Annotated in this window: 23 protein-coding genes; 8 read left to right on the forward strand and 15 right to left on the reverse strand. The window is 66.6% G+C overall.

The genetic code is table 11. The annotated features are described in order from the left end of the window. Positions 1-58: 58 nt before the first annotated feature. The 4 genes from menC to LGT36_RS05855 are packed head-to-tail and all read right to left on the reverse strand — an operon-like array spanning position 59 to position 3,798. A complete protein-coding gene (gene menC / locus LGT36_RS05840) occupies positions 59-1,183 on the reverse strand; it encodes an o-succinylbenzoate synthase (protein ID WP_226096130.1) in 1,125 nt (374 codons plus the stop codon). Beyond that, on the reverse strand, positions 1,180-1,977 hold the full coding sequence (locus LGT36_RS05845) for a hypothetical protein (RefSeq protein WP_226264612.1): 798 nt from the start codon (positions 1,975-1,977) through the stop codon (positions 1,180-1,182). Before LGT36_RS05845 ends, menC begins: the two co-directional genes overlap by 4 nt. Continuing rightward, positions 1,974-3,134, reverse strand: a complete 1,161-nt coding sequence (locus tag LGT36_RS05850) for a M20/M25/M40 family metallo-hydrolase (protein ID WP_226095166.1) — start codon at positions 3,132-3,134, stop codon at positions 1,974-1,976. The genes LGT36_RS05845 and LGT36_RS05850 overlap by 4 nt, the downstream gene beginning before the upstream one ends. Before the next feature lie 34 nt (positions 3,135-3,168). Next, positions 3,169-3,798 carry a uridine kinase gene (locus tag LGT36_RS05855; RefSeq protein ID WP_226095165.1) on the reverse strand — a complete coding sequence of 210 codons (630 nt, stop codon included), beginning with the start codon at positions 3,796-3,798 and terminating at the stop codon, positions 3,169-3,171. Between the two features lie 91 nt (positions 3,799-3,889). On the opposite strand from LGT36_RS05855, the gene LGT36_RS05860 reads away from it, so the two are divergent. Continuing rightward, complete coding sequence (locus LGT36_RS05860) at positions 3,890-4,366, forward strand: YbaK/EbsC family protein (protein ID WP_226095164.1); 477 nt, start codon at positions 3,890-3,892, stop codon at positions 4,364-4,366. A 27-nt stretch (positions 4,367-4,393) separates the two neighbouring features. On the opposite strand, the gene argH is transcribed toward LGT36_RS05860, so the two are convergent. The 8 genes from argH to argC all read right to left on the reverse strand — a co-directional run bounded on the left by argH (position 4,394) and on the right by argC (position 12,912). After that, positions 4,394-5,818, reverse strand: a complete 1,425-nt coding sequence (gene argH, locus LGT36_RS05865) for an argininosuccinate lyase (protein WP_226095163.1) — start codon at positions 5,816-5,818, stop codon at positions 4,394-4,396. 83 nt (positions 5,819-5,901) lie between these two features. Continuing rightward, on the reverse strand, positions 5,902-7,107 hold the full coding sequence (locus LGT36_RS05870) for an argininosuccinate synthase (RefSeq protein WP_226095162.1): 1,206 nt from the start codon (positions 7,105-7,107) through the stop codon (positions 5,902-5,904). Then, entirely contained in the window at positions 7,104-7,619 is a 516-nt protein-coding gene (locus tag LGT36_RS05875; RefSeq protein ID WP_226095161.1) for an arginine repressor, read from the reverse strand. The genes LGT36_RS05870 and LGT36_RS05875 overlap by 4 nt, the downstream gene beginning before the upstream one ends. After that, complete coding sequence (gene argF, locus LGT36_RS05880) at positions 7,619-8,563, reverse strand: ornithine carbamoyltransferase (RefSeq protein ID WP_226264613.1); 945 nt, start codon at positions 8,561-8,563, stop codon at positions 7,619-7,621. Before argF ends, LGT36_RS05875 begins: the two co-directional genes overlap by 1 nt. Next, positions 8,563-9,780 carry an acetylornithine transaminase gene (locus LGT36_RS05885; protein ID WP_226094605.1) on the reverse strand — a complete coding sequence of 406 codons (1,218 nt, stop codon included), beginning with the start codon at positions 9,778-9,780 and terminating at the stop codon, positions 8,563-8,565. Before LGT36_RS05885 ends, argF begins: the two co-directional genes overlap by 1 nt. Further along, complete coding sequence (gene argB, locus LGT36_RS05890) at positions 9,777-10,694, reverse strand: acetylglutamate kinase (protein WP_226264614.1); 918 nt, start codon at positions 10,692-10,694, stop codon at positions 9,777-9,779. The genes LGT36_RS05885 and argB overlap by 4 nt, the downstream gene beginning before the upstream one ends. Continuing rightward, positions 10,691-11,866 carry a bifunctional glutamate N-acetyltransferase/amino-acid acetyltransferase ArgJ gene (argJ, locus tag LGT36_RS05895; RefSeq protein ID WP_226095712.1) on the reverse strand — a complete coding sequence of 392 codons (1,176 nt, stop codon included), beginning with the start codon at positions 11,864-11,866 and terminating at the stop codon, positions 10,691-10,693. Before argJ ends, argB begins: the two co-directional genes overlap by 4 nt. Then, positions 11,863-12,912: an N-acetyl-gamma-glutamyl-phosphate reductase gene (argC, locus tag LGT36_RS05900; RefSeq protein WP_226095713.1), complete on the reverse strand. Its 1,050-nt coding sequence runs from the start codon at positions 12,910-12,912 to the stop codon at positions 11,863-11,865. The genes argJ and argC overlap by 4 nt, the downstream gene beginning before the upstream one ends. A gap of 94 nt (positions 12,913-13,006) precedes the next feature. Between argC and LGT36_RS05905 the strand changes: the two genes are divergently transcribed. From LGT36_RS05905 to LGT36_RS05920, 4 genes are all read left to right on the forward strand, one after another. Next, positions 13,007-13,507: a GNAT family N-acetyltransferase gene (locus tag LGT36_RS05905; RefSeq protein WP_226095714.1), complete on the forward strand. Its 501-nt coding sequence runs from the start codon at positions 13,007-13,009 to the stop codon at positions 13,505-13,507. Positions 13,508-13,579: 72 nt separating this feature from the next. Beyond that, complete coding sequence (locus LGT36_RS05910; RefSeq protein WP_226095715.1) at positions 13,580-14,629, forward strand: NAD-dependent epimerase/dehydratase family protein; 1,050 nt, start codon at positions 13,580-13,582, stop codon at positions 14,627-14,629. 72 nt (positions 14,630-14,701) lie between these two features. Next, on the forward strand, positions 14,702-15,439 hold the full coding sequence (locus tag LGT36_RS05915; protein ID WP_226095716.1) for a hypothetical protein: 738 nt from the start codon (positions 14,702-14,704) through the stop codon (positions 15,437-15,439). A gap of 93 nt (positions 15,440-15,532) precedes the next feature. Further along, a complete protein-coding gene (locus tag LGT36_RS05920) occupies positions 15,533-16,585 on the forward strand; it encodes an NAD-dependent epimerase/dehydratase family protein (protein WP_226095717.1) in 1,053 nt (350 codons plus the stop codon). 51 nt (positions 16,586-16,636) lie between these two features. On the opposite strand, the gene tal is transcribed toward LGT36_RS05920, so the two are convergent. Next, positions 16,637-17,767: a transaldolase gene (tal, locus tag LGT36_RS05925; RefSeq protein WP_226095718.1), complete on the reverse strand. Its 1,131-nt coding sequence runs from the start codon at positions 17,765-17,767 to the stop codon at positions 16,637-16,639. Positions 17,768-18,083: 316 nt separating this feature from the next. On the opposite strand from tal, the gene zwf reads away from it, so the two are divergent. Both zwf and gnd read left to right on the forward strand, forming a co-directional pair. Further along, complete coding sequence (gene zwf / locus LGT36_RS05930) at positions 18,084-19,514, forward strand: glucose-6-phosphate dehydrogenase (protein ID WP_226095719.1); 1,431 nt, start codon at positions 18,084-18,086, stop codon at positions 19,512-19,514. A gap of 2 nt (positions 19,515-19,516) precedes the next feature. Then, on the forward strand, positions 19,517-20,563 hold the full coding sequence (gnd, locus tag LGT36_RS05935) for a phosphogluconate dehydrogenase (NAD(+)-dependent, decarboxylating) (RefSeq protein WP_226095720.1): 1,047 nt from the start codon (positions 19,517-19,519) through the stop codon (positions 20,561-20,563). 6 nt (positions 20,564-20,569) lie between these two features. Here gnd and LGT36_RS05940 read toward each other — a convergent pair whose 3' ends face one another. After that, a complete protein-coding gene (locus LGT36_RS05940) occupies positions 20,570-20,725 on the reverse strand; it encodes a hypothetical protein (RefSeq protein ID WP_226095721.1) in 156 nt (51 codons plus the stop codon). Positions 20,726-20,893: 168 nt separating this feature from the next. Here LGT36_RS05940 and LGT36_RS05945 point away from each other — a divergent pair, with 168 nt between their 5' ends. Continuing rightward, positions 20,894-22,807, forward strand: coding sequence for a DUF4914 family protein (locus tag LGT36_RS05945; protein WP_226264615.1), 1,914 nt, complete (start codon positions 20,894-20,896; stop codon positions 22,805-22,807). Here the strand turns inward: LGT36_RS05945 and LGT36_RS05950 are convergent. Beyond that, positions 22,788-23,660 carry a phosphodiester glycosidase family protein gene (locus LGT36_RS05950; protein ID WP_226094761.1) on the reverse strand — a complete coding sequence of 291 codons (873 nt, stop codon included), beginning with the start codon at positions 23,658-23,660 and terminating at the stop codon, positions 22,788-22,790. The genes LGT36_RS05945 and LGT36_RS05950 overlap by 20 nt on opposite strands. Positions 23,661-23,704 lie beyond the last annotated feature (44 nt).

A 23,704-nucleotide genomic window follows, 5' to 3' on the forward strand; every position in this document is an offset into this window, starting at 1 on the left:
GGCCATTCTGCCAGCAGGCGCCGTGCACCAGCGATCACCCGCCGACGCTACGGCGAGTTCACAGCGGCAGGTCAACGCTCGCGACGGTCGCTGCGGCGAGGCGGGAAGGGTCGGGGACGGCCGCGAGCCCCGGTGACTCCGGGATCATGATGTGGCCGTCGACCAGATCGAAGGGCTCGGTGATGTCCTCCTTGTAGAAGCGTCCGGAAGCGGAAATGTCTCCTGTGAGGGTGAATCCAGGAAGGCCCGCGAGCGCCGCGTTCGCCGCGCGTCCGATGCCCGTCTCGAGCATTCCTCCACACCACACCGCCACGCCGTGCGCGCGCGAGATGTCATGGATCCGCCTGGCCTCTAGGTAGCCACCTACGCGCGAAGGCTTGATGTTGATGACCTGAGCGGCGCCCAGCTGGATGGCATCGGCCGCCTTGGTGGCCGACGTCACGGACTCGTCGAGGCACATCGGCGTGCGCATCCGGCGGGCGAGTTCGGCATGCTGGCGCATGTCGTCCTCTCCTAACGGTTGTTCGATGAGCAGCAGGTTGAACTCGTCGAGCCTCGCCAAGTGCGCCGCGTCGGCGAGCGTGTAGGCGGCGTTCGCGTCCACCTGGAGTGGAACGTCTGGGTGCGCGTCGCGAACTGCCCGCACCGGCGCGATGTCCCAGCCCGGTTGGATCTTGAGTTTGATGCGCTGGTAGCCCTCGGCGAGGTACGCGTCGACCGCGTCCATCAGTCGCGGGATCGAGTCCTGAATTCCGACGGAGACGCCGGAGGGCACCCTGTCAACGGTGACGCCCAGGTAGTCCTTGAAGCTGAGACCCGCCGCGCGCAACTGGGCGTCGAGCACCGCCATCTCCAACATTGCCTTGGCCATCCTGTGGCCCACGATCTTCTCCAGGTGCTCGGAGACCGTCTCCGCTGTCAGCGGTCCGACCGCCGACGCGGCCACGAGTCGCGGCAGCAGGTGCCTCGCGGTCACGTCGATCACGCCCTCGGTGTACTCCTCTGAATAGACGGGCTCGCTCAGCGCACCGCACTCCGCCCAACCCGTCACCTCTTGACCGTCAACGGCGGCCGTCAACTCCATGACCAGGACTCGTCGCTCCGTCTGGGTGGAGAAGGACGTGGTGAACGGCGTCACGAGTGGAAGCGCAAGGGTGTGCAATTGGACGCGGCGGATTCTCACAGTGCCTCCATCAGGTAGCGGCCATCCCGGCCGACGGCGGTGGGGCGCCAGCCTGCGGCCCACCTTTCCACCATGGCCTCTCGCAAGGCCATTCTCCAGCGGGCGGCCAACTCGAGGTGGTCGCGACGCATGGCTTCGATATCGGCTGGCACAACCACAGACACGGCCGACGCGCCGGATGGGACGGGGCCGACGACGGGTTCGAGGGCCTCGCCGACGCTCAGAATGGCTGGCGCTGGCTGGGGGTCGCGGGGCGCGGGGGGCAGGGGCGCGTCGAGCGCCCACCGCGCGAGGATGCGATCGGATCCCTGGCCTGCGTTCACACCGTCTGTCATCGCACCGTAGAAATCGACTAAGTACTCGTCGAGCGTCGCACCGAGCCTGCGCACATTGAACGCCGCGTTGCGCGCCACGAGGGGGTCAAAGGTCCACGTGACAGTCCCCACGTCGCGGTCTAGGCACCACGCGCGTTGGTGGAGCTTCATCGCCGTGCCGACGCCAGTACCTGCGAGGCCAGGGACGACGCCAGCCACGTGAGAGTGCATCGCGGCGTGCGCCGGTGGCCCAAAGAATCCTGCGGTCGCTCCGACGATGCGTTCGCCGACGAAGGCGCCGGCGACGTAGCCGCCCGCGTGAGACAGCGCAGTGAGCAGGTGGCGCTCCATCACCGGCTCGTTCCACACCGCGCGCCACACCTCAGTGGCTCGTTCCAACTCGCTTCCCGCGAGCACGCGCGCCTCGACGCCCGCCGCCGTCGCGGCCTCGTCGTAGTCCGCCCACGCGTCGACGCTCATGACGATTCCCCGGCGAGTAGGTCAGCCACCAGCAGGGCCAGCAGCGCGGTGCGAGGGACGATATGGTCAATCAAGACGTGTTCGTCGTCCGCGTGAGCGCCTCCGCCAACGGCACCCAGCCCGTCGAGCGTCGGCACCCCCAGGCCGGCCGTGAAGTTGCCGTCAGATGCGCCCCCCACCGCGATCTCGCCCAGGGCCTGTATCCCGACCGCTGGGGCAAGTGCCGCAGCCTTCGAATAGAGGGCGGCCGCGCTCGCCCGCTCCATGACCGGCCTGTTGATGCCGCCGGTGACTCGGAGCTGCGCGCCAGGCAGCACGGGAACGAGGGCGCTCATCGCGTCATCGACGCGGCGTTGCTCCGCCGCCGTCGTCGCCCGCACGTCCACGTCAACACGGGCGTGTGCCGGCACGGTGTTGACCGTCGTGTCAGCCATCAACCTGGTGGGAGTGACCGTTGTGCCCCGAGCGGCATCGGCCAGTGCCGCAATGAGCGGAATCTGATGCGCGATTTCGATGGTCGCGTTGACGCCCTTCTCTGGTTCGAGTCCAGCGTGAGCGGCGGCGCCCATCGCTTCCACCGAGTACAGGGAGACGCCCTTGCGCGCCGTTTTGAGTGCGCCTCCCGGGCCCGCCGCCTCAAGCACCAGGACCGCTTCGCAACCCGCCGCCTCCGCCTCGAGTAGAGCGCGCGACGTGACAGAGCCAATTTCCTCGTCACCCGTCACCAGCAGCGTCACGCCGTCCACAGCGTGCGCGCCGCTCGTCTCGACCAGCGCGCACAGCGCATGAACGGCCTGCAACAGCCCCACGATCATGTCGAAGCAGCCCGGCCCACGCATCACGCCGTCGCTCACGGTGAACGGCAAGCGTTCCAGGGTGCCGAGCGGCCACACCGTGTCGTGGTGGGCCAACAGCAGTACCCGTGCTGGTCCGTCGCCCCACCGCCACCGCACGTGGGGGCAACCGTCGACCACGATGCGCTCGGCGTCGGCCGCGATGCCCGCTTGGGCGAAGCGCTCCCCCACCACCCTGGCCACCACGTCGGCGCTTGCCAGGACCGCCTTGCGATCGTCGGAGGGAGACTCCTGCCTGATCAGCGTCCCCGCATCGTCAAGCAACGGGCCTAGGCGCGCGATGCTGGCGTCGACGATGCTCACCCTGCCATCGTGGCACGGCCCGGTTTCGGGCGGGTTACCAGGCGTCAGGAAGCCGCGTGTCACCGCTCACCACGGCGTCGGCGGCGTGCTCGGTTCCCTCCTCATACAGAAACTCGTCCTCCGCCTGGTGCCACGCCTCCCAATGGGGACGCAGTGCCTCGCCGTCGCGCTCGATGCCGCGACGAAGCCGCTCGGGCCACGGCGCGTCGACATAGATGAGCATGCTCGCGTACTGTCGCGCGGCGCGCTGGCCCACGCCGACCCCCTCGATGATGATGTACGGGCGTTGCGGGACGCGGATTGTGTGGGTGCGTTCCTCAAGCGACCAGTCCCACATCGCGAACTCGCCGCCCACCCCTCTCGACAGCGGTTCGAGGATCTGGTCGACCAAGACGCGGTCGAGGATGGGAAGCCCTCCCCAGCCCTCGTACATGTCATCGCCGTGGATGATCTGGACCGGCGCCGAGGCCGGGGTGCGGTGGTCAGGATCGTAGGTTCCCGAGCCCGCCGACTCCGCACCACCGAGTGCCACAGACAGCCGATTTGCCAGCGTCGTCTTGCCGCTTCCTGCAGGCCCGTCGATGAGGACGACGCGGGTGCCGCCAATCAAGGGTTCGCGGCGTAGCAGCAGGGATACCAGGTCCGACAAGGATGGCTGGGACATAGCAGCAGGCTAGCGCGCGGAGCGCTTTCGGGCGCGAGATAGGTGGGGCGTGATGCGTGCCTTCCGCCGCCGGTATCGCTACGTTGGTCGCATGAAGCCGGAGTCGCATCCCAAGGTCCAGCAGGTTCAAGCTGCGCTCCATGCCGGCGGCGTCGATGTCACGGTGCGCGAGATCGACAAGGCGACGCCCACGGCGCTCGCCGCCGCGGAGTACTTGGGTTGCGAGGTGGGCGCTATCGCGAATTCACTCGTGTTCCTGGCCGACGGTTCGCCGATTCTGGTGCTCACGTCAGGGGCGCACCGGGTCGATACCGCTGCGCTGGCCGGCCGCATTGGCGCCGACGCGATCACCAGGGCGACGCCGGACGACGTGCGGGCGGCGACGGGTCAGGTCATCGGCGGCGTGGCACCGGTGGGACATCCTTCCCCAGTGCGTACCTATCTTGACGTGGCGCTCAAGGCGTACGACGAGGTGTGGGCGGCGGCGGGCATCCCTGCGTCGCTATTTCCCATCTCGTATGCAGACTTGCTTCGGGTGACAGGGGCGACCGAGGTCGAGGTCGACTAGCCCGCGCGGGCGCGTGGCTTCAGTGACCTAAGCGGACGCCCACGGGCGGAAGTGACGCACCCGAGCACGCGCGGCCTTGCCCTGCTCCACCACCTGCTTGGGGGCCGTGCCCCCAGCGCCGTCGCGCGCGGCCAGCGAACCCTCGACGGTGAGCACCTCGAGCACGCCCTCGTTGAGCGCCTCGTGGATGCCAGTCATCTCGTCCAGGGTCATCTCGTGCAGTTCCTTGCCGCGCTTCTCGCACAGCCGCACGCACGCGCCTGCCACCTCATGGGCCTCTCGGAACGGCACTCCCTGCTTGACGAGCCACTCCGCCACGTCAGTAGCCAGCGAGAATCCGGCAGGGGCCAGGGCCGCCATGCGCTCCGGGTGGAACACGAGCGTGCGGACCATCCCGCTGAACGCAGGCAGCACGGTCTCCAAGGTGTCGACGGCGTCGAGCGCAGGCTCGTGCACCTCTTGAATGTCCCTGTTGTAGGCGAGCGGCAGCCCCTTGAGCGTGGTGAGGAGGCCTGTGAGGTCGCCGATGAGCCGGCCGGCCTTGCCTCGCGCCAGTTCCGCGATGTCGGGGTTCTTTTTCTGCGGCATGATCGACGACCCTGTCGAGTACGCGTCGTCAAGCGAGGCGAAACCGAACTCAACGGTGGCCCACAGGATGATCTCTTCCGACAGCCGCGACAGGTCGACGCCAATCATGGCCGCCACCCAGGAGAACTCGGCGATCACGTCGCGAGCCGCGGTGGCATCGATGGAGTTCTCGGTGGGCCCGGCAAAGCCCAACTCCGCCGCGACGGCTACGGGATCGAGCCCGAGCGTGGAGCCCGCGAGCGCGCCGGCTCCATAGGGCGACCATGCCGCCCGCGAATCCCAGTCGGTCAGCCGCTCGACGTCGCGCAGCAGCGGCCAGGCGTGAGCCATCAGGTGGTGGCCAAGGGTGACCGGCTGAGCGTGCTGCATGTGGGTGCGGCCGGGCATCGGGTCGTCAAGATGACGGTCGGCCTGCTCCAACAGGGCCTCCACCACGTCCAGCACCTGAGAGGCGATCGTGCGGGCGTGCCGGCGCAAGTACATCCGCGGCAGGGTCGCGATCTGGTCGTTACGCGAGCGGCCAGCCCGCAGCTTGCCGCCCAGATCGGCGCCGACGCGGTCGATCAGCAGCCGCTCGAGCGCACCGTGGACGTCCTCGTCGGCAGGCGACGGCTCGACCTTCCCGGCGGCCACGTCGGTACGCAGCTTGGTGAGCGCTTCGACCATGGAAGAGGTCTCCGCATCGCTCAGCAATCCCGCTCGCTGCAGAGCGTGAGCGTGGGCGATCGAGGCGGCCAGGTCGTCGTCCGCGTACCGCCAGTCAAAGTGTGTGGACACGCTCAACTTGGCGAGGGCCTCTGAGGGTCCCCCACTGAATCGCCCGCCCCATAGAGCGCCCTCGTTGGTGCCTTCAGCCTTTGCCATCGCCGTCCCCTTCGTTACACATCACGAGTGTGCCAGGAACCCGCCGCCGGATGCGCGGCGGCGGGTTCCTGGCATCGAGTTTCTTAAGAGTTGGCGACCCTCGCCGCGCGCGCCGCCGCCTGCTTGGCTGCGAGTCCGTAGATCTCGATGAAGCCACGCGCCGCGCTCTGATCGAAGGTGTCGCCCTCGTCGTACGTCGCGAGGTTGAAGTCGTACAGGCCGACGTCTGAGCGGCGGCCGGTCACGGTCACCTTGCCGCCGTGCAGCACGATGCGGATGTCGCCGGTCACGTATTGCTGGGTGTCCTCGATGAACGCGTCGAGCGACTTCTTGAGCGGCGAGGACCACATGCCGTCGTAGACAAGGTCGGTCCACTCCTGCTGGATGACGCGCTTGTAGCGGGCCTGCTCGCGTTCGAGCGTGACGTTCTCCATCTCGCGGTGCGCCTCGATCAGCGCGATCGCGCCAGGAGCCTCGTACACCTCACGGCTCTTGATGCCAACGAGGCGGTCCTCCACGATGTCGAGGCGGCCAACGCCGTGCGCACCCGCGCGGCGGTTCATCTCCTGAATGGCCTGCAGCGGCGTGACCTTCTGCCCGTCGATCGCGACGGGAATGCCCTTCTCGAACGAGATGATTACCTCGTCAGGCACCGGCGGGAACGCGGGGTCGTCCGTGTACTCGTAGACGTCCTTGGTGGGTGCGTTCCAGATGTCCTCGAGGAAGCCCGTCTCCACCGCGCGGCCCCACACGTTCTGGTCGATCGAGAAGGGGTTCTTCTTCGTGGTCGCGATGGGCAGGTTGTTGCGCTCCGCGTAGTCGATCGCCTTGTCGCGAGTGAGTGCGAGGTCGCGCACCGGTGCAATGCACTTGAGGTCGGGTGCGAGCGAGGCGATGCCCACCTCGAAGCGCACCTGGTCATTGCCCTTGCCCGTGCAGCCGTGAGCCATCGTCGTGGCACCAAACTCCCTGGCCGCCTGCACGATGTGCTTCACGATGACCGGGCGGCTGAGCGCCGAGACAAGCGGGTACTTGTCGTGGTACAGCGCGTTCGCCTTGAGTGCCGGCATGCAGTACTCCTCGGCGAACTCGTCGCGAGCGTCTGCCACGTAGGCCTCCACGGCGCCACAATCGAGCGCGCGCTGGCGGATCACCTCGAGGTCTTCCCCACCCTGGCCCACGTCGACGGCGACGGCCACGACCTCCGCGCCGGTCGCGTCGGCGATCCAACCAATGGCGACGGAAGTGTCGAGTCCGCCGGAGTAGGCAAGGACGATGCGTTCTTTCATGTGAGTGTCTCTCCTGGGTGTGAGTCGTGCACCGTGCCTGAGGCGCGGTCGAGGAACTTTTGGGCAAGGGCAGGGCCGCCGTCGACGTCCCTGGAAATTACAAACACGGTGTCGTCTCCGGCCACGGTGCCGACGACGTCAGGATCGTCATGTCCGTCGATCGCTGAGGCGAAGTACTGCGCGCCGCCCGAGGGCGTTCGCAGGATCGCGATGTTGGCCGAGCCAACCGCCGAATACAGCAACTCTGCGCACAGCCTGTTGAGCCGCCCGCCGGTGTCTCCTGAGGCCTCGAGCGAGGACTGCGTCGTGTAGACCATGTGACCAGAGGCGCCACGCACCTTGAGCGCGCCGATGTCGAGCAAGTCGCGAGACAGCGTCGCCTGGGTGACCGTGATGCCTTGAGACTCGAGTCTGATGGCGAGGTCGCCTTGAGACCTGATCTCTTCCGACTCGATGAGCCGCGCGATGAAGGCCTGACGAGCCGACTTGGTGGCTGGGATCGCTTGGCTCATCACGAGTCCTTGCCCGAATGGGCGGCCAGCCACGTCAGCAGTGCCTTCTGGGCGTGCAGACGGTACTCAGCCTCGAGCCACACGATGCTCTGCGGACCATCGAGCACTTCTGCCGTGATCTCCTTGCCGCGGTAGGCCGGAAGGCAGTGCAGCACCTGGGCACCAGGCGCAGCGATCTCGAGGCTGTGCGCATTGACCTGGTAGGACTCGAACTGACCGGCGCGCACGCCGAACTCGTTCTCATCGCCCATGGAGATCCAGGTGTCGGTCGCGATGATGTCGGCGCCACGCACCGCGTCGTCATGATCAGTCGTGACGGTGACGGAGCCGCCGTGTTCGGCCGCGAGAGCCTTCGCGTCAAGTACCACCGCCTCCGAGGGCATGTAGTCCTCTGGAGCGCCCACGCGCACGTGCATTCCCGCGAGCGCCCCACCCAGCAGGTAACTGTGCGCCATGTTGTTGGCGCCGTCGCCGACGTAGGCCAGCGTGAGGCCTGCGAGCGCGTCGACCCCGCCGCGTGCGTCGGCGACGGCCGCGAGGTCCGCAAGGATCTGGCACGGGTGGAAGTCGTCGGTGAGCGCGTTGACGACCGGGACACCCGAGAACTCGGCCATGTCCTCGACGCGATCCTGGCCAAAGGTGCGCCATACGATCGCGCTGACCTGGCGGCCGAGCACGCGTGCAGTGTCGGCGACCGACTCGCCGCGACCCATTTGCGAAGAGCCAGCGTCAAGCACCAGCGGGTAGCCGCCCAGTTCGGCGATGCCCGCCGAGAACGACACCCTGGTGCGGGTCGAGGGCTTGTCAAACAGGACGGCGACGGCTTGCGGCCCCTCGAAGGGACGGTGCAGATAACGGTTCTTGCGGAACGCGAGCGCGAGCTCGAGGACTTCGCGCTGCTCAGCGGCCGTGAGGTCGTCGTCACGCAAGAAGTGACGCACCATCAGGACTCCTTGGGTGAAACGCCGGTGGCGGCCAAGTGGTCGGCGAGCCATCGAACGAAGGGCTCGGCCTCGGCCTGCGTGAGGGTGAGCGATGGTGCGAGCCTGATGGTGTCTGGGCTGGGCGGGTTGATGATGAAGCCACCCTCGATAGCCGCCGCCGCAACGGCAGCCGAGATCTCCGCCTCGAGCTTGATGCCGAGCAGCAGCCCCTCGCCTCTCACCTCGACCACGCCAGGCAGCGCGCCGATGGTGGCCTTGAGCCACTCCCCCATGACCTTGACGTGCGCGAGCAGGTCGCGGGACTCGATAGCGTCAATGGTCGCGAGGGCCGCGGCCGACGCGAGGGCGTTGCCGCCGAACGTCGTGCCGTGCTGGCCTGCCGTGAGCAGCGTCGCGGCCGTTGTGCCGTACGCGACGACAGCGCCAACAGGGAAGCCTCCTCCGAGGCCCTTGGCGAGCGTCACGACGTCGGGCATGATGCCGTGGGCCTGCATGGCGAGCCAGGTCCCCGTGCGGCCGATGCCGGTCTGGACCTCGTCCGCGATCAGTAGGACGCCGTGGGCGTCGCACTCGTGGCGGACGGCCGCGAGGTACTCGTGGGTGAGAGGCTTCACGCCCGCCTCTCCCTGGATGGGCTCGATGAAGATCGCGGCGACGTCGTCCGACATGGCCGCTACTAGCGCGCCGATGTCATTGGGTTCGATGAACTCGACGCCTGGGGCGAGCGGGGCGAAGGGGGCGCGATACGCCTCCTTGTGGGTCAGCGTGAGCGCGCCAGTCGAGCGCCCGTGGAACGATCCAGTCAGCGCGAGCAGTCGGGTCCGACCGGTGCGGCGCGACATCTTGAAGGCCGCCTCGTTGGCCTCGGTGCCGGAGTTGGTCAGGAAGACCCGCGAGCCCTCGGGGGCGCCGCAAATGTCCAACAGCCGCTCCGCGAGCGCGATCTGGGGTTCGGTCGCGAAGAAGTTGGAGACATGGGTGAGCGTGCCCGCCTGAGCCGCGATGGCGGCGACCCATTCGGGGTCGGCGTGACCGAGGGCGTTCACCGCGATGCCGCCCAGCAAGTCGAGGTAACGCTGACCGTCGGCGTCCCAGACGTAGGAGCCCTCGCCCTTGGTCAGCACCCGAAGCGGGCGCCCGAAGGTGCCCATGAGGGCGGACTGGTAGCGGTCGAGTCCCTGCTCGCCCAGCACGTGGGCGCCTTGCGGGCCGGTCATCCCCACAGCTCCACGTCATCCGGCCGGACCATCGTGCCGGAACCGGACGAGGTGAAGATCTCCGTGAGGATCGAGTGCGCCTCGCGGCCGTCGATGATGTGGGCCTGGCTCACGCCTCCACGCACGGCGCGCAGGCACGCCTCCATCTTGGGCACCATTCCCGACATGAGGCTGGGAAGCAGCTTCTCCACGTCAGTGGCGTGGATGCGTCGCACGAGAGAGGAGCGGTCTGGCCAGTTGGCGTACAGCCCCTCCACGTCCGTCAGCACGATGAGCTTGCGGGCGCGAAGCGCCACCGCGATGGACGCGGCCGCCGTGTCCGCGTTGACGTTGAGCACCGTGGTGGGATCGTCGAGGTCAGGGGCGACCGTGCTCACCACGGGGATGCGGCCGGCCCCGATGATGTCCTGGATGGCGGCGGGGTTGACCTTGACCACGTCGCCTACCTGGCCGACGTCGACCTTCTTGCCGTCGACCATCGCGTGGCGGCGCTTGGCCTGAAGCAGCCCAGCGTCCTCGCCTGAAAGGCCAACGCCGAGCGGGCCGTGGTCGTTGATGAGCCCCACGAGCTCGCGAGACACCTGGCCCGTGAGCACCATGCGCACCACGTCCATCGCCTCAGGGGTGGTGACGCGCAGGCCGCCCTTGAACTCGGACTCGATGCCGAGCCTGCCGAGCATGTCGGTGATCTGCGGGCCGCCTCCGTGCACCACCACGGGCTTCAGGCCCAATAGCCGCAAGTGCACGATGTCTTGGGCAAAGGCGCGCTTGAGCGTCTCGTCCACCATCGCGTTGCCGCCGTATTTGATGACGACGACGGCGCCCTTGAACTCCTCAATCCACGGCATCGCGTCGATGAGGACGCTGACCTTCTGTTGAGGGTTGAGGTCGGGAGTATCTATCAGTTCGCTCATGAGCTATACGCGCTGTTCTCGTGGACGTAGTCGTGGGTCAGGTCGTTGGTCCAGATGGTCGCGGTGGCATCTCCCGCGTGCAGGTCGATGACGATGTCTACCTCGCGGCCGCTCAGGTCGACGCCCTCGCGTGGTTCGCCCACGCCCGCGGCCTTGCAGACCTGGACGCCGTTGATGTGGACATCGATGAGGCTCGCATCGAAAGGAGCGACGTCCTCCGGCACCGTGCCCGCTGCGGAAATGATGCGGCCCCAGTTAGGGTCGCGGCCGAATATTGCCGCTTTGAAGAGGTTGGAGCGTGCCACAGCGCGGCCAATGGCCTCTGCTGCATCCTCGGTGGTGGCACGCACGACGGTGATCGCGATGTCGTGCTCGGCCCCCTCCGCGTCGGTCAGCAGTTGCTGCGCCAAGTCGTGGCATGCGCCCGTCAGCGCCTCCTGGAACGCGGCAAGGTCAGGCTTGACTCCCGACGCGCCGGAGGCCATCAGCAGCACGGTGTCGTTGGTCGACATGCAGCCGTCTGCGTCGAGCCGGTTAAGCGTGGTGCGCACTGCCTCCCTGAGCGCAGCGTCCGCCTGGGCAGCGTCGACGTCGGCATCCGTGGTGATGACGCACAGCATCGTCGCCATTCCAGGGGCGAGCATGCCAGCACCCTTGGCCATCGCGCCGATGGACCAACCGTCTTTGTCAACGACAACGGTCTTGGCCACCGAGTCGGTGGTCAGGATGGCGTGGGAGGCCGCATCGCCACCGTCGGCCGCCAACTGCCCCACAGCGTCGTCAACCCCGGCAAGCAACTTGTCCATCGGCAATCGCACACCGATCAGCCCCGTCGAACACACGGCAACGTCTCCTGCAGAAACGTCCTTGCCCGCCGCCTGGAGTGCGTCGGAGACGCGTTCGGCGGTGGCGTGCGTGTCCGCGAAGCCCTCGGGGCCCGTCGCGGCGTTCGCTCCGCCGGAATTGAGGATGACCGCATCGACGCGGGCGTCGGTGACCACCTGACGGCACCATGCCACCGGCGCCGCGAACACCCTGTTCGTGGTGAAGACCCCTGCCGCCACAAAGGACGGGCCCTCGTTGACCACGAGAGCGACGTCAGATGCGCCCGTCGACTTGAGTCCTGCCGCTACCCCAGCGGCGAGGAATCCTTGCGGGTGTGTGACGCTCACGGAGCCACTCCAATCTGGTTGAGGCCGGTTTCTTCCGGCAATCCGAGTGCAATGTTCATGGACTGCAGCGCCGCGCCTGCGGTTCCCTTCACGAGGTTGTCGATCGCGCAGATCGCGACGACTCGACGCGCTTTCGCGTCGACGGCAACCTGCAGGAGCGCGGTGTTCGCACCAATCACCCCCGCCGTAGAGGGCCACTGACCCTCGGGCAGGACGTGCATGAAGGGCTCGTCGGCGTAGGCGTCCACCCAGGCGGCCCGCACAGCGTCGGCGCTTGTCCCTGCCACCAGCGGAGCCGACACCGTCGCGAGAATCCCGCGCGACATCGGCACGAGCACCGGCGTGAAACTGAGCCGCACGTCGTCCGCTCCCGCGCTTTGCAGGTTCTGGACAATCTCTGGGATGTGACGATGCGTGCCAGCGACAGCGTAAGGCGCGGCAGCGCCAAGGCCCTCAGAGGCGAGAAGGTTCGTGGCCAGCTTCTTTCCCGCCCCCGAGTACCCCACCGCGAGCGTCGCGACAATGTCGGAAGCGTCAACGAGTCCCGCAGCGATTCCTGGCTGCATGGCGAGCGTGACCGCCGTGACGTTGCAGCCGGGGACGGCAATCCGGCGGCTGCCCGCGAGCGCATCGCGTTGGTGACCGGCGGGCGTGATGAGTTCAGGCATTCCATACGGCCAGGTACCGGCGTGCTCGCCACCGTAGTACTCGGCCCACGCCGCGGCCGACGCGAGGCGATAGTCGGCGCCGCAGTCCAGCACGAGCGTGTCTTCAGGCAACTGTGCGGCAATCTCTCCCGATGCGCCGTGTGGGAGGGCGAGCACCACCACGTCGTGACCGGCGAGTGCCTCCACGGTGGTCGGCGCGATCACGCGGTCGGCTAGCGGAACCAGGTGGGGGTGGTGAGTGCGAATGGTGTCACCGACTGACGAGTGGGCCGTGAGCGCGCCGAACTCGACATCGGGGTGTGCACTAAACACGCGCAGCACCTCTCCCCCCACGTATCCGGACGCGCCAGCAACTGCCACAGAGAGAGCCATATGCATAACTATACACCACTGTGCATGAAATTCGGCACACTCGAGCCACCCGTGACGTAAGGGACCTATCCCGGAAACACTGTGCGTGCACAATGGCGGTATGCAGAACCTCCGCATGCGCGTCATGAACAGTCAGGACATTCCCGCTGTCACTGTTCTCAATAGTTCCGCGTATCCAGCGGTCACCCGCCTCACCGAGGAGGAGATGACGCAGCTGTTCGACCTATGCAACATCCGACTGGTCGCTACGAACAGGGATCGCCAGATCACCGCGTTCCTGCTGAGCCTCGGAATGGACAAGGACTACGACTCCGAGAACTACCAGTGGTTCGAGAAGCGCGGGGTGCGCCACCAGTACATCGATCGCGTGGTGGTGGGTTCCTCTGCGAAGGGCACCGGCATCGGCCGCGCCCTGTATGAGTCGGTGTTCGAGCACGCGCGACAGTGCGGAGCAAACGAAGTGACGGCAGAGGTGAATTTGCGTCCGCCAAACCCAGGGTCGGTCGCCTTCCACGAGCGGCTCGGCTTCCGCAGGCTCGCGGAGCAAGACACCAAGGGCGGCACCATCACGGTCGCACTGCTCGCGCGCTCCGTCTACTAGCGCGCAGCGCCACCACCACTACTCCGCTACGGCGCGGCGGCGCCCTCGCCCCACGGAACGTACGATCGCCCCATGCGCATTCTTGTGGTTGGCGGTACCGGTCTCATCTCTTCTGCCTTTGCGGACGCGTGCGCCGCCCGAGGGGATGATCTGACCCTCATCACCAGGGGGCGGCCAGGCCGCCAGCCTGCTCCGCCGACGGCGAAGACCATTCACGTGGATGCAACCGACGCCCCTGCGTTGCGCGCGGCCTTGCGCGGGCCGCGGCTTCGCGGCGAACGATGGGACGCGGTCGTCCAGTTCATCGCCTTTTCGCCCGAGCAGGTGCACGACGACGTCGAGACGTTCGCTCCTGTCACCGACCGCTACGTGCTCATTGCGACGGCGGCCGCCTACACCACGTTCGACCACTTCCACCCGCTGACAGAAGACACTCCCCTGAGCAATCGCTTCTGGGACTACGCGCAACAGAAGATCGCTTGCGAGCAGGCGCTCGTCGCCGATGCCCCTGCCGCCGGTCTCGGCTACACGATCGTGCGGCCAGCGCACACCTACGGCGACTCCAAGATCCCTGCCTACACGGGCAACTCTCGGCACCCGTGGACGATCGTCGACCGCATGCGGCGCGGCGCCGACATCATCATTCCGGGCGATGGCACCGCGCTGTGGACCGTGACTCACGCCTCCGATGTCGCCGCCGGCATCAGGGGGCTCTTGTCGGCCGATGCTGCGGTGGGACGAGCGGTCCATGTGACATCAGACGAGGCGCTCACGTGGACGGGCTTGTACGCGGCAATCGCCAGGGCGGCCGGATTGACCGCGGAACAGTTCGCGGCTCAAGCCGTGTACGTGCCTTCCGACGCCATCATCGCGGCCGCTCCCGGCCAGCTGGGTTCGATCAGAGGGGACAAGATGCACAGCGCGGTCTTTGACACCTCGCTCGTCAAGGAGTTGGTCCCCGGCTGGAGCGCCGCAGTGCCGTTCTCGCAGGGAGTCGCCGACGCTATCGCCGCCTTCGAGTCACATCACGATTGGTGCACGGTCGACGACGACGCCAACGCGATGTTCGATCGCCTTGGCACGATCTACCGCTCGGCCCTTCGCTCGGTGACGGAGGGCTAGCGGGACCGGGTGCCGGCGTCAGGGGCGCACTTTCGGCCTGCCGATCACGCGCCATTGTGCGACTCTATGGACATGCACCGTCCCCGTGTGATCGCGCTTGCCGCCGTCGTCTCTATGTCTCTTGCCGGCTGCGCTTCAGGCTCTCCTGAGCCTTTGCCAACGAACGTCGCCTTTTCCCCACAAGCGACGGCGACGGCAACGAGTTCGCCGACCCCAAGTGCCTCGCCGACGCCGACGCCCACGCCATCGGCCAGCACGCCCGTCGCGTCTGGGCCGCCTGCCGGCAATCCGTGCAGCAACCCTGGAACGACCGCAAGCGGGCTACCCGCCATCGACTTCAATCGCTATGCGAGCATTTGCCTGGGGATGTCCTTCACCGAAGCCTCCACCGCGATGCCGGGACCGCCTGTCGCTGGCCGGGCCGACTGCCCTTGGTACGCAGAGGTGCTCGCGGTGGACGACCCAGGTCTTTACGTCGCGGCCGTCACCTATCCAGAGAATCCAGGCGACGAGATCTTCCTGTTTCGCATGAACTGGCTGGGCGATCCCGCGTCGGCGGCCTCTTTCGATGCCCCGACCACCCAACAGGGAATCTCGGTCGGTTCCACCACGGCCGAGGTGAAGAAGGCGTATCCCGCCGCCACTTCCGTCACTGTCGAGGACCCCGCGCGGGGGCCGAGGAGTCAACTGGTCATCTCAGGAACCGGTGGGTATTCGCTCGTCTTTGACGTCACCGCCGGCCACGTGGACACCGTGTACTGGGGCGCTGGCGTGAGCCAGGGAGCGGCAGGAGAGCTGTGCGCGCTGTAGCCCATCTAGCCGCTTGACGGTGCATATAGTGGTGGGGCGGTCTCGAGAAGTCTCGGGAAGGGGCGCCGCGCCGTTGCTGTGGTGGAGGTCTCGATGCGGGTGCTCTTTCTAGGAGGAACCGGGCTCATCTCGTCTGCGGTGTCGCCCCTTGTAGTCGAGCGCGGTCATCAGCTGACCCTCGTGACGCGAGGCACCTCTGCCAAGGCGGGCGTGCCCGCAGGAGCCAGCACCATCGTCGTCGATATCCACGACACCGAGGAGTTTCGCGCTGCGATCAAGCGAGACGTGGCCAAGAACGGTCGCTACGACGTCGTGGTCCAGTGGATCGGCTTTTCTCCCGATCACGTGAGCGACGACATCGACACGTTTGACGGCATCACCGATCAGTACGTGTTCATCTCGTCGGCATCCGCCTACGCGACGCCGCCTGAGCACTACATCGTCCGTGAAGACTCCACGCCCCTGTACAACCCTTACTGGCAATACAGCCGCGACAAGGCCGAGGCCGAGCGGCGGTTGAGGGTTGCCTATGGCGAACGCGGATTCCCGTTCACAGTGGTGCGGCCGTCACACACTTATGGGTACGCGGACGTGCCGATGGCCATCAACTCGTGGGTACACCCGTGGACCATGGTCGATCGCCTCCTGAACGGCAAGACCATCATCACGCCAGGCGACGGTTCGAGTCTGTGGACCCTCACCGACCACCGCGACTTCGCCTACGCCTTCACCGGTCTGTTGGGACACCAGGGCGCGATTGGCGAAGAGTTCCACATCACGTCAGACGACGTCCTGAGCTGGAACCAAGTGCATGCCATCGTCGCGGGTGCCGTAGGGGTCGGGCCCGAACAACTCCACGACCAGACGCTCTTCATCCCGAGCGAACTCCTCGCGCGCTTCGACCGCGAGGCCTTCGAGGGCCCGCTACTCGGCGACAAAGCGCACGCCGGCATCTTCGACAACTCCAAGGTGCGCTCGCTCGTGCCGGACTATGCGCCACAGCACCACTTCGAGCAGTCCATCCACGAGTCGATCGCGTGGTTCATGGACGATCCGGCGAGGCGAACCATCGATAGCGACGCTGATGCCTTGTGGGACACGGTGTCGGAGCGCTACCTGCGGGGCGTCGACGCCATGTTTGATTGACGCCGCTTCTCCCACGCCCCGCGTCGGCCCCAGGTGCGCAACAGGTGAGCTCTACTGGCCCGCCATCGCTTCCTTCACGTGGTCAAGGAGTTCTTGCCACGAGGCGACGAACTTCTCGACTCCCTCGTCTTCCAGTGCGGCAGTCACGTCCGTCATCGATACGCCCGCCTCTTCGATGGCCTTGAGGGTGGCGCGAGCGGAATCATAGGTGCCGCTGACCGTGTCCCAACTTGCGGGGTCCGACGGCGCCTGGCCGTGATCGCCAACGGAGTTGAGCGTCGACATCGGCATCGTGTTGACCACGCCCTTCGTCACCAACTCGTCGACGTACATGGTGTCGGGGTAGGCGTCATCCTTGACGGATGTCGACGCCCACAGGGGTCGCTGCGGGTGAGCGCCCTTGGCCGCGAGCGCGGCGAAGCGTTCGGTCTCAAGCGTCTGCTCATGAAGTTCCATGGCGAGGCGAGCATTGGCGATCGCGGCGGCACCACGCGCTTGGTGTCCTGGCGAGGCCTCGTCGAGCAGCGCGTCGACCTTGGAGTCGACGCGGCTCACAAAGAAGGACGCGACCGACAGGATCTTCGAGACGTCGTGACCCGCGGCATCGGCGCGCTCCATGCCCTCGAGGAACGCATCGATGACCTCTCGGTAGCGCTCGAGCGAGAAGATCAGCGTCACGTTGACACTGATGCCCTCCGCGAGCGCGGCCGTGATGGCAGGTAGTCCCTCGCGGGTTGCGGGGATCTTGATCATGACGTTGGGACGGTCAACGAGCCACCATAGGTAGCGCGCCTCCGCGATCGTGGCGTGCGTGTCGCTCGCGAGGCGCGGGTCGACCTCGATGGACACGCGCCCGTCAACGCCGTCGGTGCGGTCAAACACGGGACGCATGACGTCACATGCCTCCCTCACGTCCGTCGCGGTGATGGTGCGGACAGCGTCGTCGACGGTGACGCCCCTGGCAGCGAGGTCGGAAATCTGAGGGTCGTACAGGTCGGAACCGGAGACCGCTGCGGCGAAGATCGAGGGGTTGGTGGTGACTCCCACAACAGACCGCTCCTCGACGTCCTGAGCGAGTTCGCCGTCCCTGATGCGATCCCGGCTCAGTTCATCGAGCCAGACCGACACTCCCGCTTCGCTGAGCGAGGCAAGTGCGGTGGAGGTGTGTGCTTCGGTGGCCATGTAGTGCTCCTTCGGTCGTCGAGGGGGCCTCGCCATGGTCGACGGGGCGACAGTTCGTGAACGCTCAACAGGGGTGGCATGCTTCCCCGCCCCGCCCCAAGCTCCGCCGCCGGGCCCGATTCGCCGCGACTTCTCGCCGCGAGCGAAAGGGTTGGATGCGGACAGACGTCTCGGCATAGGGTCGAAACAAGCAGGATGCCTCGCGGCTGTCCCTCCTGCACGCTTCACCTCATGTCCCGCACGTGACCCAGAGGAGCATCATGCGTTGTCCCCATTGCCACCTCGTCGTCTTCCGCGAGCGCGAAGGGACGGCATCGTGAACCAGGAACGCTCGGACGCCTTCGTCTTCTTCGGCGCGTCAGGCGACCTGGCACGCAAGCAGATCTTCCCTGCGTTGCATGCGATGGTCGCTGCGGGAGAACTCGACGTGCCGGTGGTGGGTGTCGCGCACTCGGGATGGACTACCAAGGACTTGAGGGACAGGGCGCGTGAGTCGATCCTCGACAACGGCGGCAAGGACGATCGCCACCTGCAGGTGCTGCTTGAGCTCTTGACCTACGTCGATGGCGACTACCGCGAGAAGGCCACTTTCGCTTCGTTGCGCGAGGCCCTGGGCAACGCGACGCGGCCCGCTCACTACTTGGCCATCCCGCCGTCGCTGTTCGGCACCGTCGTCGATGGGCTCCGCAGCGTCGGCCTGCACGAGAACGCGAGGGTGATTGTCGAGAAGCCCTTCGGCCGCGATCTCGAGTCCGCCCTCGAACTGGACGCCGTCATCTCGCGCGCGTTCACCGAGGACGCCGTGTTCCGGATCGACCACTACCTGGGCAAAGACGAGATCATGAACCTGCTGTACTTCAGGTTCGCCAACTCGTTCCTTGAGCCGGTGTGGAATCGTCACCACATCGACCACGTCGAGGTCACGATCGCTGAAGACTTTGGTGTTGAGGGCCGCGGAAGTTTCTACGAGTCGGCTGGCGCGTTGCGCGATGTGATCGAGAACCACATCTTCCAGATTGTCGCCCTCCTGGCCATGGAACCGCCCACCTACCAGGGCTACGGCGCCGTGCAGCACGCTAAGGAAGCCGTGTTCCGGTCCATGCGTCCGCTGACGCGTGACGACATGGTGCGCGGCCAGTTCGTGGGCTACAGGGACGAGCCTGGCGTCGCCCCCGATTCCGACGTGGAGACCTTCGCGGCCGTGCGGCTCTTCATCGACTCGTGGCGATGGGCAGGCGTGCCGTGGCTGCTGCGTACTGGCAAGAACCTCGAGGCAAAGGTGGCCGAGGTGCGGGTGTACTTCAAGCGCCCTCCGCAAGTGTTGTTCGACGATGCCGAGGCAGACGAACAGCCCAACTACCTGCGCTTTCGCCTGTCCCCCGTTTCGGAGATTGCACTCGCCGCCCGCGTCAAGACCCCTGGCCAGGAGTTCACAGGAACGCAAAAGGAGTTGCTCATCCACACGGAAAGCGACGACGAACGCGAACCCTACGAGCGGCTGCTGGCCGGCGCCATGGCCGGTGACAGGGCACTCTTCACCGCGAGCGGGTCCGTCGAGGCGGCCTGGCGCGTTGTCGACGCGGTCCTGACGGATCACGACGCCGCCATCCCGTACGACGTCGGCTCGTGGGGTCCGGCTGAAGCCGATCGCCTCGCCGCCCCCTACGGCGGTTGGGATCATCTCCACCCCGACCCAGCGTCGTCCCCCGCCCATCCGAGCGCCGCCCCCGAGCAAAAGGAGAACTGACGATGACGACCGAACAGCCAATGCGAATCGGCATGGTGGGACTTGGACGCATGGGCGCCGGCCTCACGAGGAGATTGCTCGCCGACGGCCATGAAGTCGCGGTGAACGACGTCAACGCCGACGCTGTCGACGGCTTGGCTGCAGAAGGCGCCATCCCCGTCTACTCGGTAGCCGAGTTTGCGACCGCTCTCGAGAGCCCCCGCACCGTGTGGGTCATGGTGCCCGCTGGCGCCGTGACCGACGCTGTGATCGCGTCGCTGGCCGCGGTGCTGGAGCCAGGCGACACGATCATCGATGGTGGCAATACGTACTACCGCGACGATCTGCGCCACGCTCAGGAGTTGGGCGAGCGGGGCCTGAACCTGATTGACGTGGGCACCTCTGGTGGCGTGTGGGGCGCCGAGAGGGGCTTCAGCTTGATGATCGGCGGGGAGCAGGACGCCGTCGACAGGCTCGGACCCGTGTTCCGTACGCTCGCCCCCGGTCTCGATGCGGTCGTGAGGACGCACGGCAAGACCGGCGAACCGCTCGCTGGAGAGGAAGGCTGGTTGCACTGCGGGCCGGTGGGCGCAGGGCACTTCGTCAAGATGGTGCACAACGGCATCGAGTACGGCCTCATGGCAGCTTACGCAGAGGGCTTCAATCTGCTCAAGGCCGCGAACGCTGGCACGCCGGGCTCGCCAGCCTTTGAGGCCCAGACAGCGCCCATGTCGAATCCCGAGTACTACCAGTACGACTTCAACGTCGGCGAGGTCGCGGAGGTGTGGCGCCGGGGCTCCGTCATCGGATCCTGGCTGCTAGACCTCACGGCCGACGCGCTTCACAACTCCCCCGACCTGGAGGAGTTCTCTGGCCACGTGTCGGACTCTGGTGAGGGCCGCTGGACGTCAATCGCCGCGATCGATGAAGGTGTGCCCACTCCCGTGCTCACTACCGCTCTGTACTCGCGGTTCGCCTCACGCGACCTTGACGCCTACGCGGAGAAGGTCTTGAGCGCCATGCGTAAGGGCTTCGGGGGTCACGCGGAATCGAAGCCGACGGGCGAGTAGCGGCGCCTAATCGTCCTTGGTCTCGCCTTTTTCCGCACGTGTCTTGTTGACCGTCGCCGCGGCGATCTCTTCTGCACGGTCCTCCGAGCGACCCCTGTCGAGTTCCGACTCCTTGATGTGCTTGTACTGCCGTTGCCGCTTGTCTGACCATGCTTCTGGCATGTCGCACCTCCTTCTTGACATCGCCAACGCTCCCCACCGCCTGGTCTATCCCGTTTTTCGCTCCTGGCGAGACCAAGGTCCCACCTCGTCGGCCTCGCACAACGGCAAACTCCCGGTAAAGAAAGGGTGTGCTCACTACCGGCGCGCCCTCGTTGCAAGGGAGCCCCCATGAGCACCAGTCTCGACCACGCCGTACCTTTGACCGTCGACCTGGCGCCAGCCTTGCGCGCGGCGCTGGAGGCAAGCCCCAAGGTCGTCGTGCCCGCGACGCGTGCGGAGCTGTACCAACTCGCGCTCGGCCCCGAAGGCGGACCGCTGTTCTCGGTTGACTACGAAGCCGACGGCGAGATCGTGACGGAGGCAACGGTCACTCGCTGCCGCAACGGCATCGCGGTGAACTACCCAGAGGACTACATGCGCAGGCGCGATCCCAAGTGCATGCACATTGCGGATGACCGCCCCACCGACAAGACGCGCTACGCCGACGCCTTTGGCGAGAGCTTCGACAGGGTCAAGCAAGAAACCCTCGACTGGTTGGCCACTCAAGAACTCGTCGTAGTCCCCTTCAAGGCCGGAGCGCTCAGGTTTGGCTCCCCGTCACTCGCAGTAATGCCGATCAACTCGGCATTCTTTGCGCTCACCCTGATGGACCTGCAGGGCTGGACCACGTTTGACGAGCTGGGCCCGTACACGCCGCGCTCGATCCTCTACGTCGCTCCCCCGTTTCGCCAGACCCACTTTGCAGGCAAGCAGGTGGTCGTGCACGACCGCAGCGAGACGCTGCACGAGATCTTCGCCTACAACCTGTACCCGGGCCCGAGCGCCAAGAAGGGCGTCTTCTCCGTCCTGCTTGACGTGGGTGAGCAAGAGGGCTGGATCACCGCTCACGCCTCCTCTGTCCGAGTGACCACGCCTTACGACAACGAGACCATCGTGATGCACGAGGGCGCTTCCGGCGGCGGCAAGTCGGAGATGTGCCAAGACCTACGCCGTCAGGACGACGGGCGCATCCTGCTCGGCACCAACGTCGTCACGGATGAGCCTTACTACATCACCCTCAGCGAGTCTTGCGAACTCGACCCCGTCACCGACGACATGACCCTGTGCCACCCGTCGGTCCAGACGGGCGACGGCCGCATGGTGGTCGCCGACGCGGAGGACGGCTGGTTTGTGCGCGTCGACAACCTCAAGCAGTACGGCGAGGACATCTACTTTGAGCGGGCCGTCATCCACCCTGACGAGCCGCTGGTGTTCTTCAACATCGACGGCTCGCCCGACGCGACGGCGCTGCCGTGGGAGCACACGCTCGACTCCAACGGCAAGCCCTGCCCCAACCCCCGCATCGTGATTCCCAGGTCTCACATCCACCGCATCGTCAACGAGCCAGAGGCAGTAGACGTGCGCACCTTCGGCGTCCGCATGCCAGCTTGTACCAGGGACAACCCGACGTACGGGATTATGGGCATGACCCACTTTGTGCCGCCGGCCATCGCATGGCTGTGGCGCCTCATCGCGCCGCGCGGCGACAAGAACCCGTCGATCGGCGAGGCGGCCGACGCCGTGGCAAAGCTCGAGCACGGCGGCATGGTTGCCGAGGGCGTCGGTTCCTACTGGCCCTTCTCCACCGGCACCAAGGTCGCGGCCGCGAACCTGCTCCTCAAGCAACTCCTGGAGTTCAACCACACGCGCTACGTGTTGACGCCCAACCAGCACATTGGTGCTTACCACGTGGGTTTCTCGGCCGAGTGGCTCACGCGCGAGTGGCTCGCCCGCAAGGGCGCGGGACGCATGCGTGCCGATCAGTTGGAGCCCGCGCGCTGTGCGCTGTTCGGCTACGCGCCCAAGGAAATTACCCTTGACGGCCAGCCGGTGCGGCGCACGCTTCTGCGCCCGGAGACGCAGTCGGCGGTGGGAACCGAGGCCTACGACAAGGGCTGCGCGATCCTGACCGGCTTCTTCAAGGCCGAACTCGAGCAGTTCCTCACGGACGACCTCGACCCGCTTGGCCGTCAGATCATCGAGCTGTGCATGCGTGGCGGCACCGTCGAGGACTACGAGGCGCTCACCCCGATGTTCCTGTAGGGCGCGCAGTGATCATTCCGGCGAAGGGCCCGGCGAACACGTCGGGCTCTCCGTCGCCTGCAACCCAGAGCCGCGAAATCTGGCCGTCGAGGTAGAGCGCGTCTTCGCAACCGAGTTGGTCCCTGAATAGGGTGGCGAAGTCGTGGAGGTTGGTGAGCGTCCACGACAGTGCCAGGTACACCGTGGCGCCGTCGGGACTGACGCCGACTCCCGATCGGAATGCCAGGTTGGTGGAGCCTTCACGGAATTCCGGGTGCACCTGGCCGTCGAGCAATAGCGCGGGTCCTGACTGGGTCGCGTGACGCACCCCCTCGCCTGTGTACTGGCTGGACTCGACGACGGCGGCCGTACCGTCGTCGGCGATCTGGAAGACGGCGTTGGGCTTGAGGTGGAAGTTCCCGCCGCCGTCGGCGAGGTTGAGGTCAACGAGGGTCACGCCGTCGCTCACCAGCAACCCTCCGGGAGCAAACACTGGCGTGAAGATGCCGGCGTTGGTCGCCACGGCGATATCGGGATCGGCTGCGAGGACATCGGCGAGCATCACGCCGCCAGCGTCGGGGTCCCAATCGACCCTGACGTCCCACTGCTCCAGGGGCAACGCCACCACTTCATAGCGGTTGCCCTGGTGCTCGACGATGCGCACGTCTACGGCCGCGTCCGCTTGGGTGGGTTGCTGCGCGGTGGGGCTGGGCGACGCCGCTGGCGTACTCGACGCAGGGGCTGGCACGGTGACCACGATCACCGGCGGCCCATCGGGGGACGTGCACGCAGCCAAAACCGCGCCAAGCACCACCACAGCCAGTGCCGCCTTCAGGGTCCGCCCAAGCCCTCGAGGTGACATGGAGGTGCGCATCCCGCAAGCGTAATCCGGCACTCGGCCCTCGCCGTGCGCCTAGA

The organism is Demequina sp. TMPB413 (assembly GCF_020447105.2).
Classification (GTDB): Bacteria; Actinomycetota; Actinomycetes; order Actinomycetales; family Demequinaceae; genus Demequina.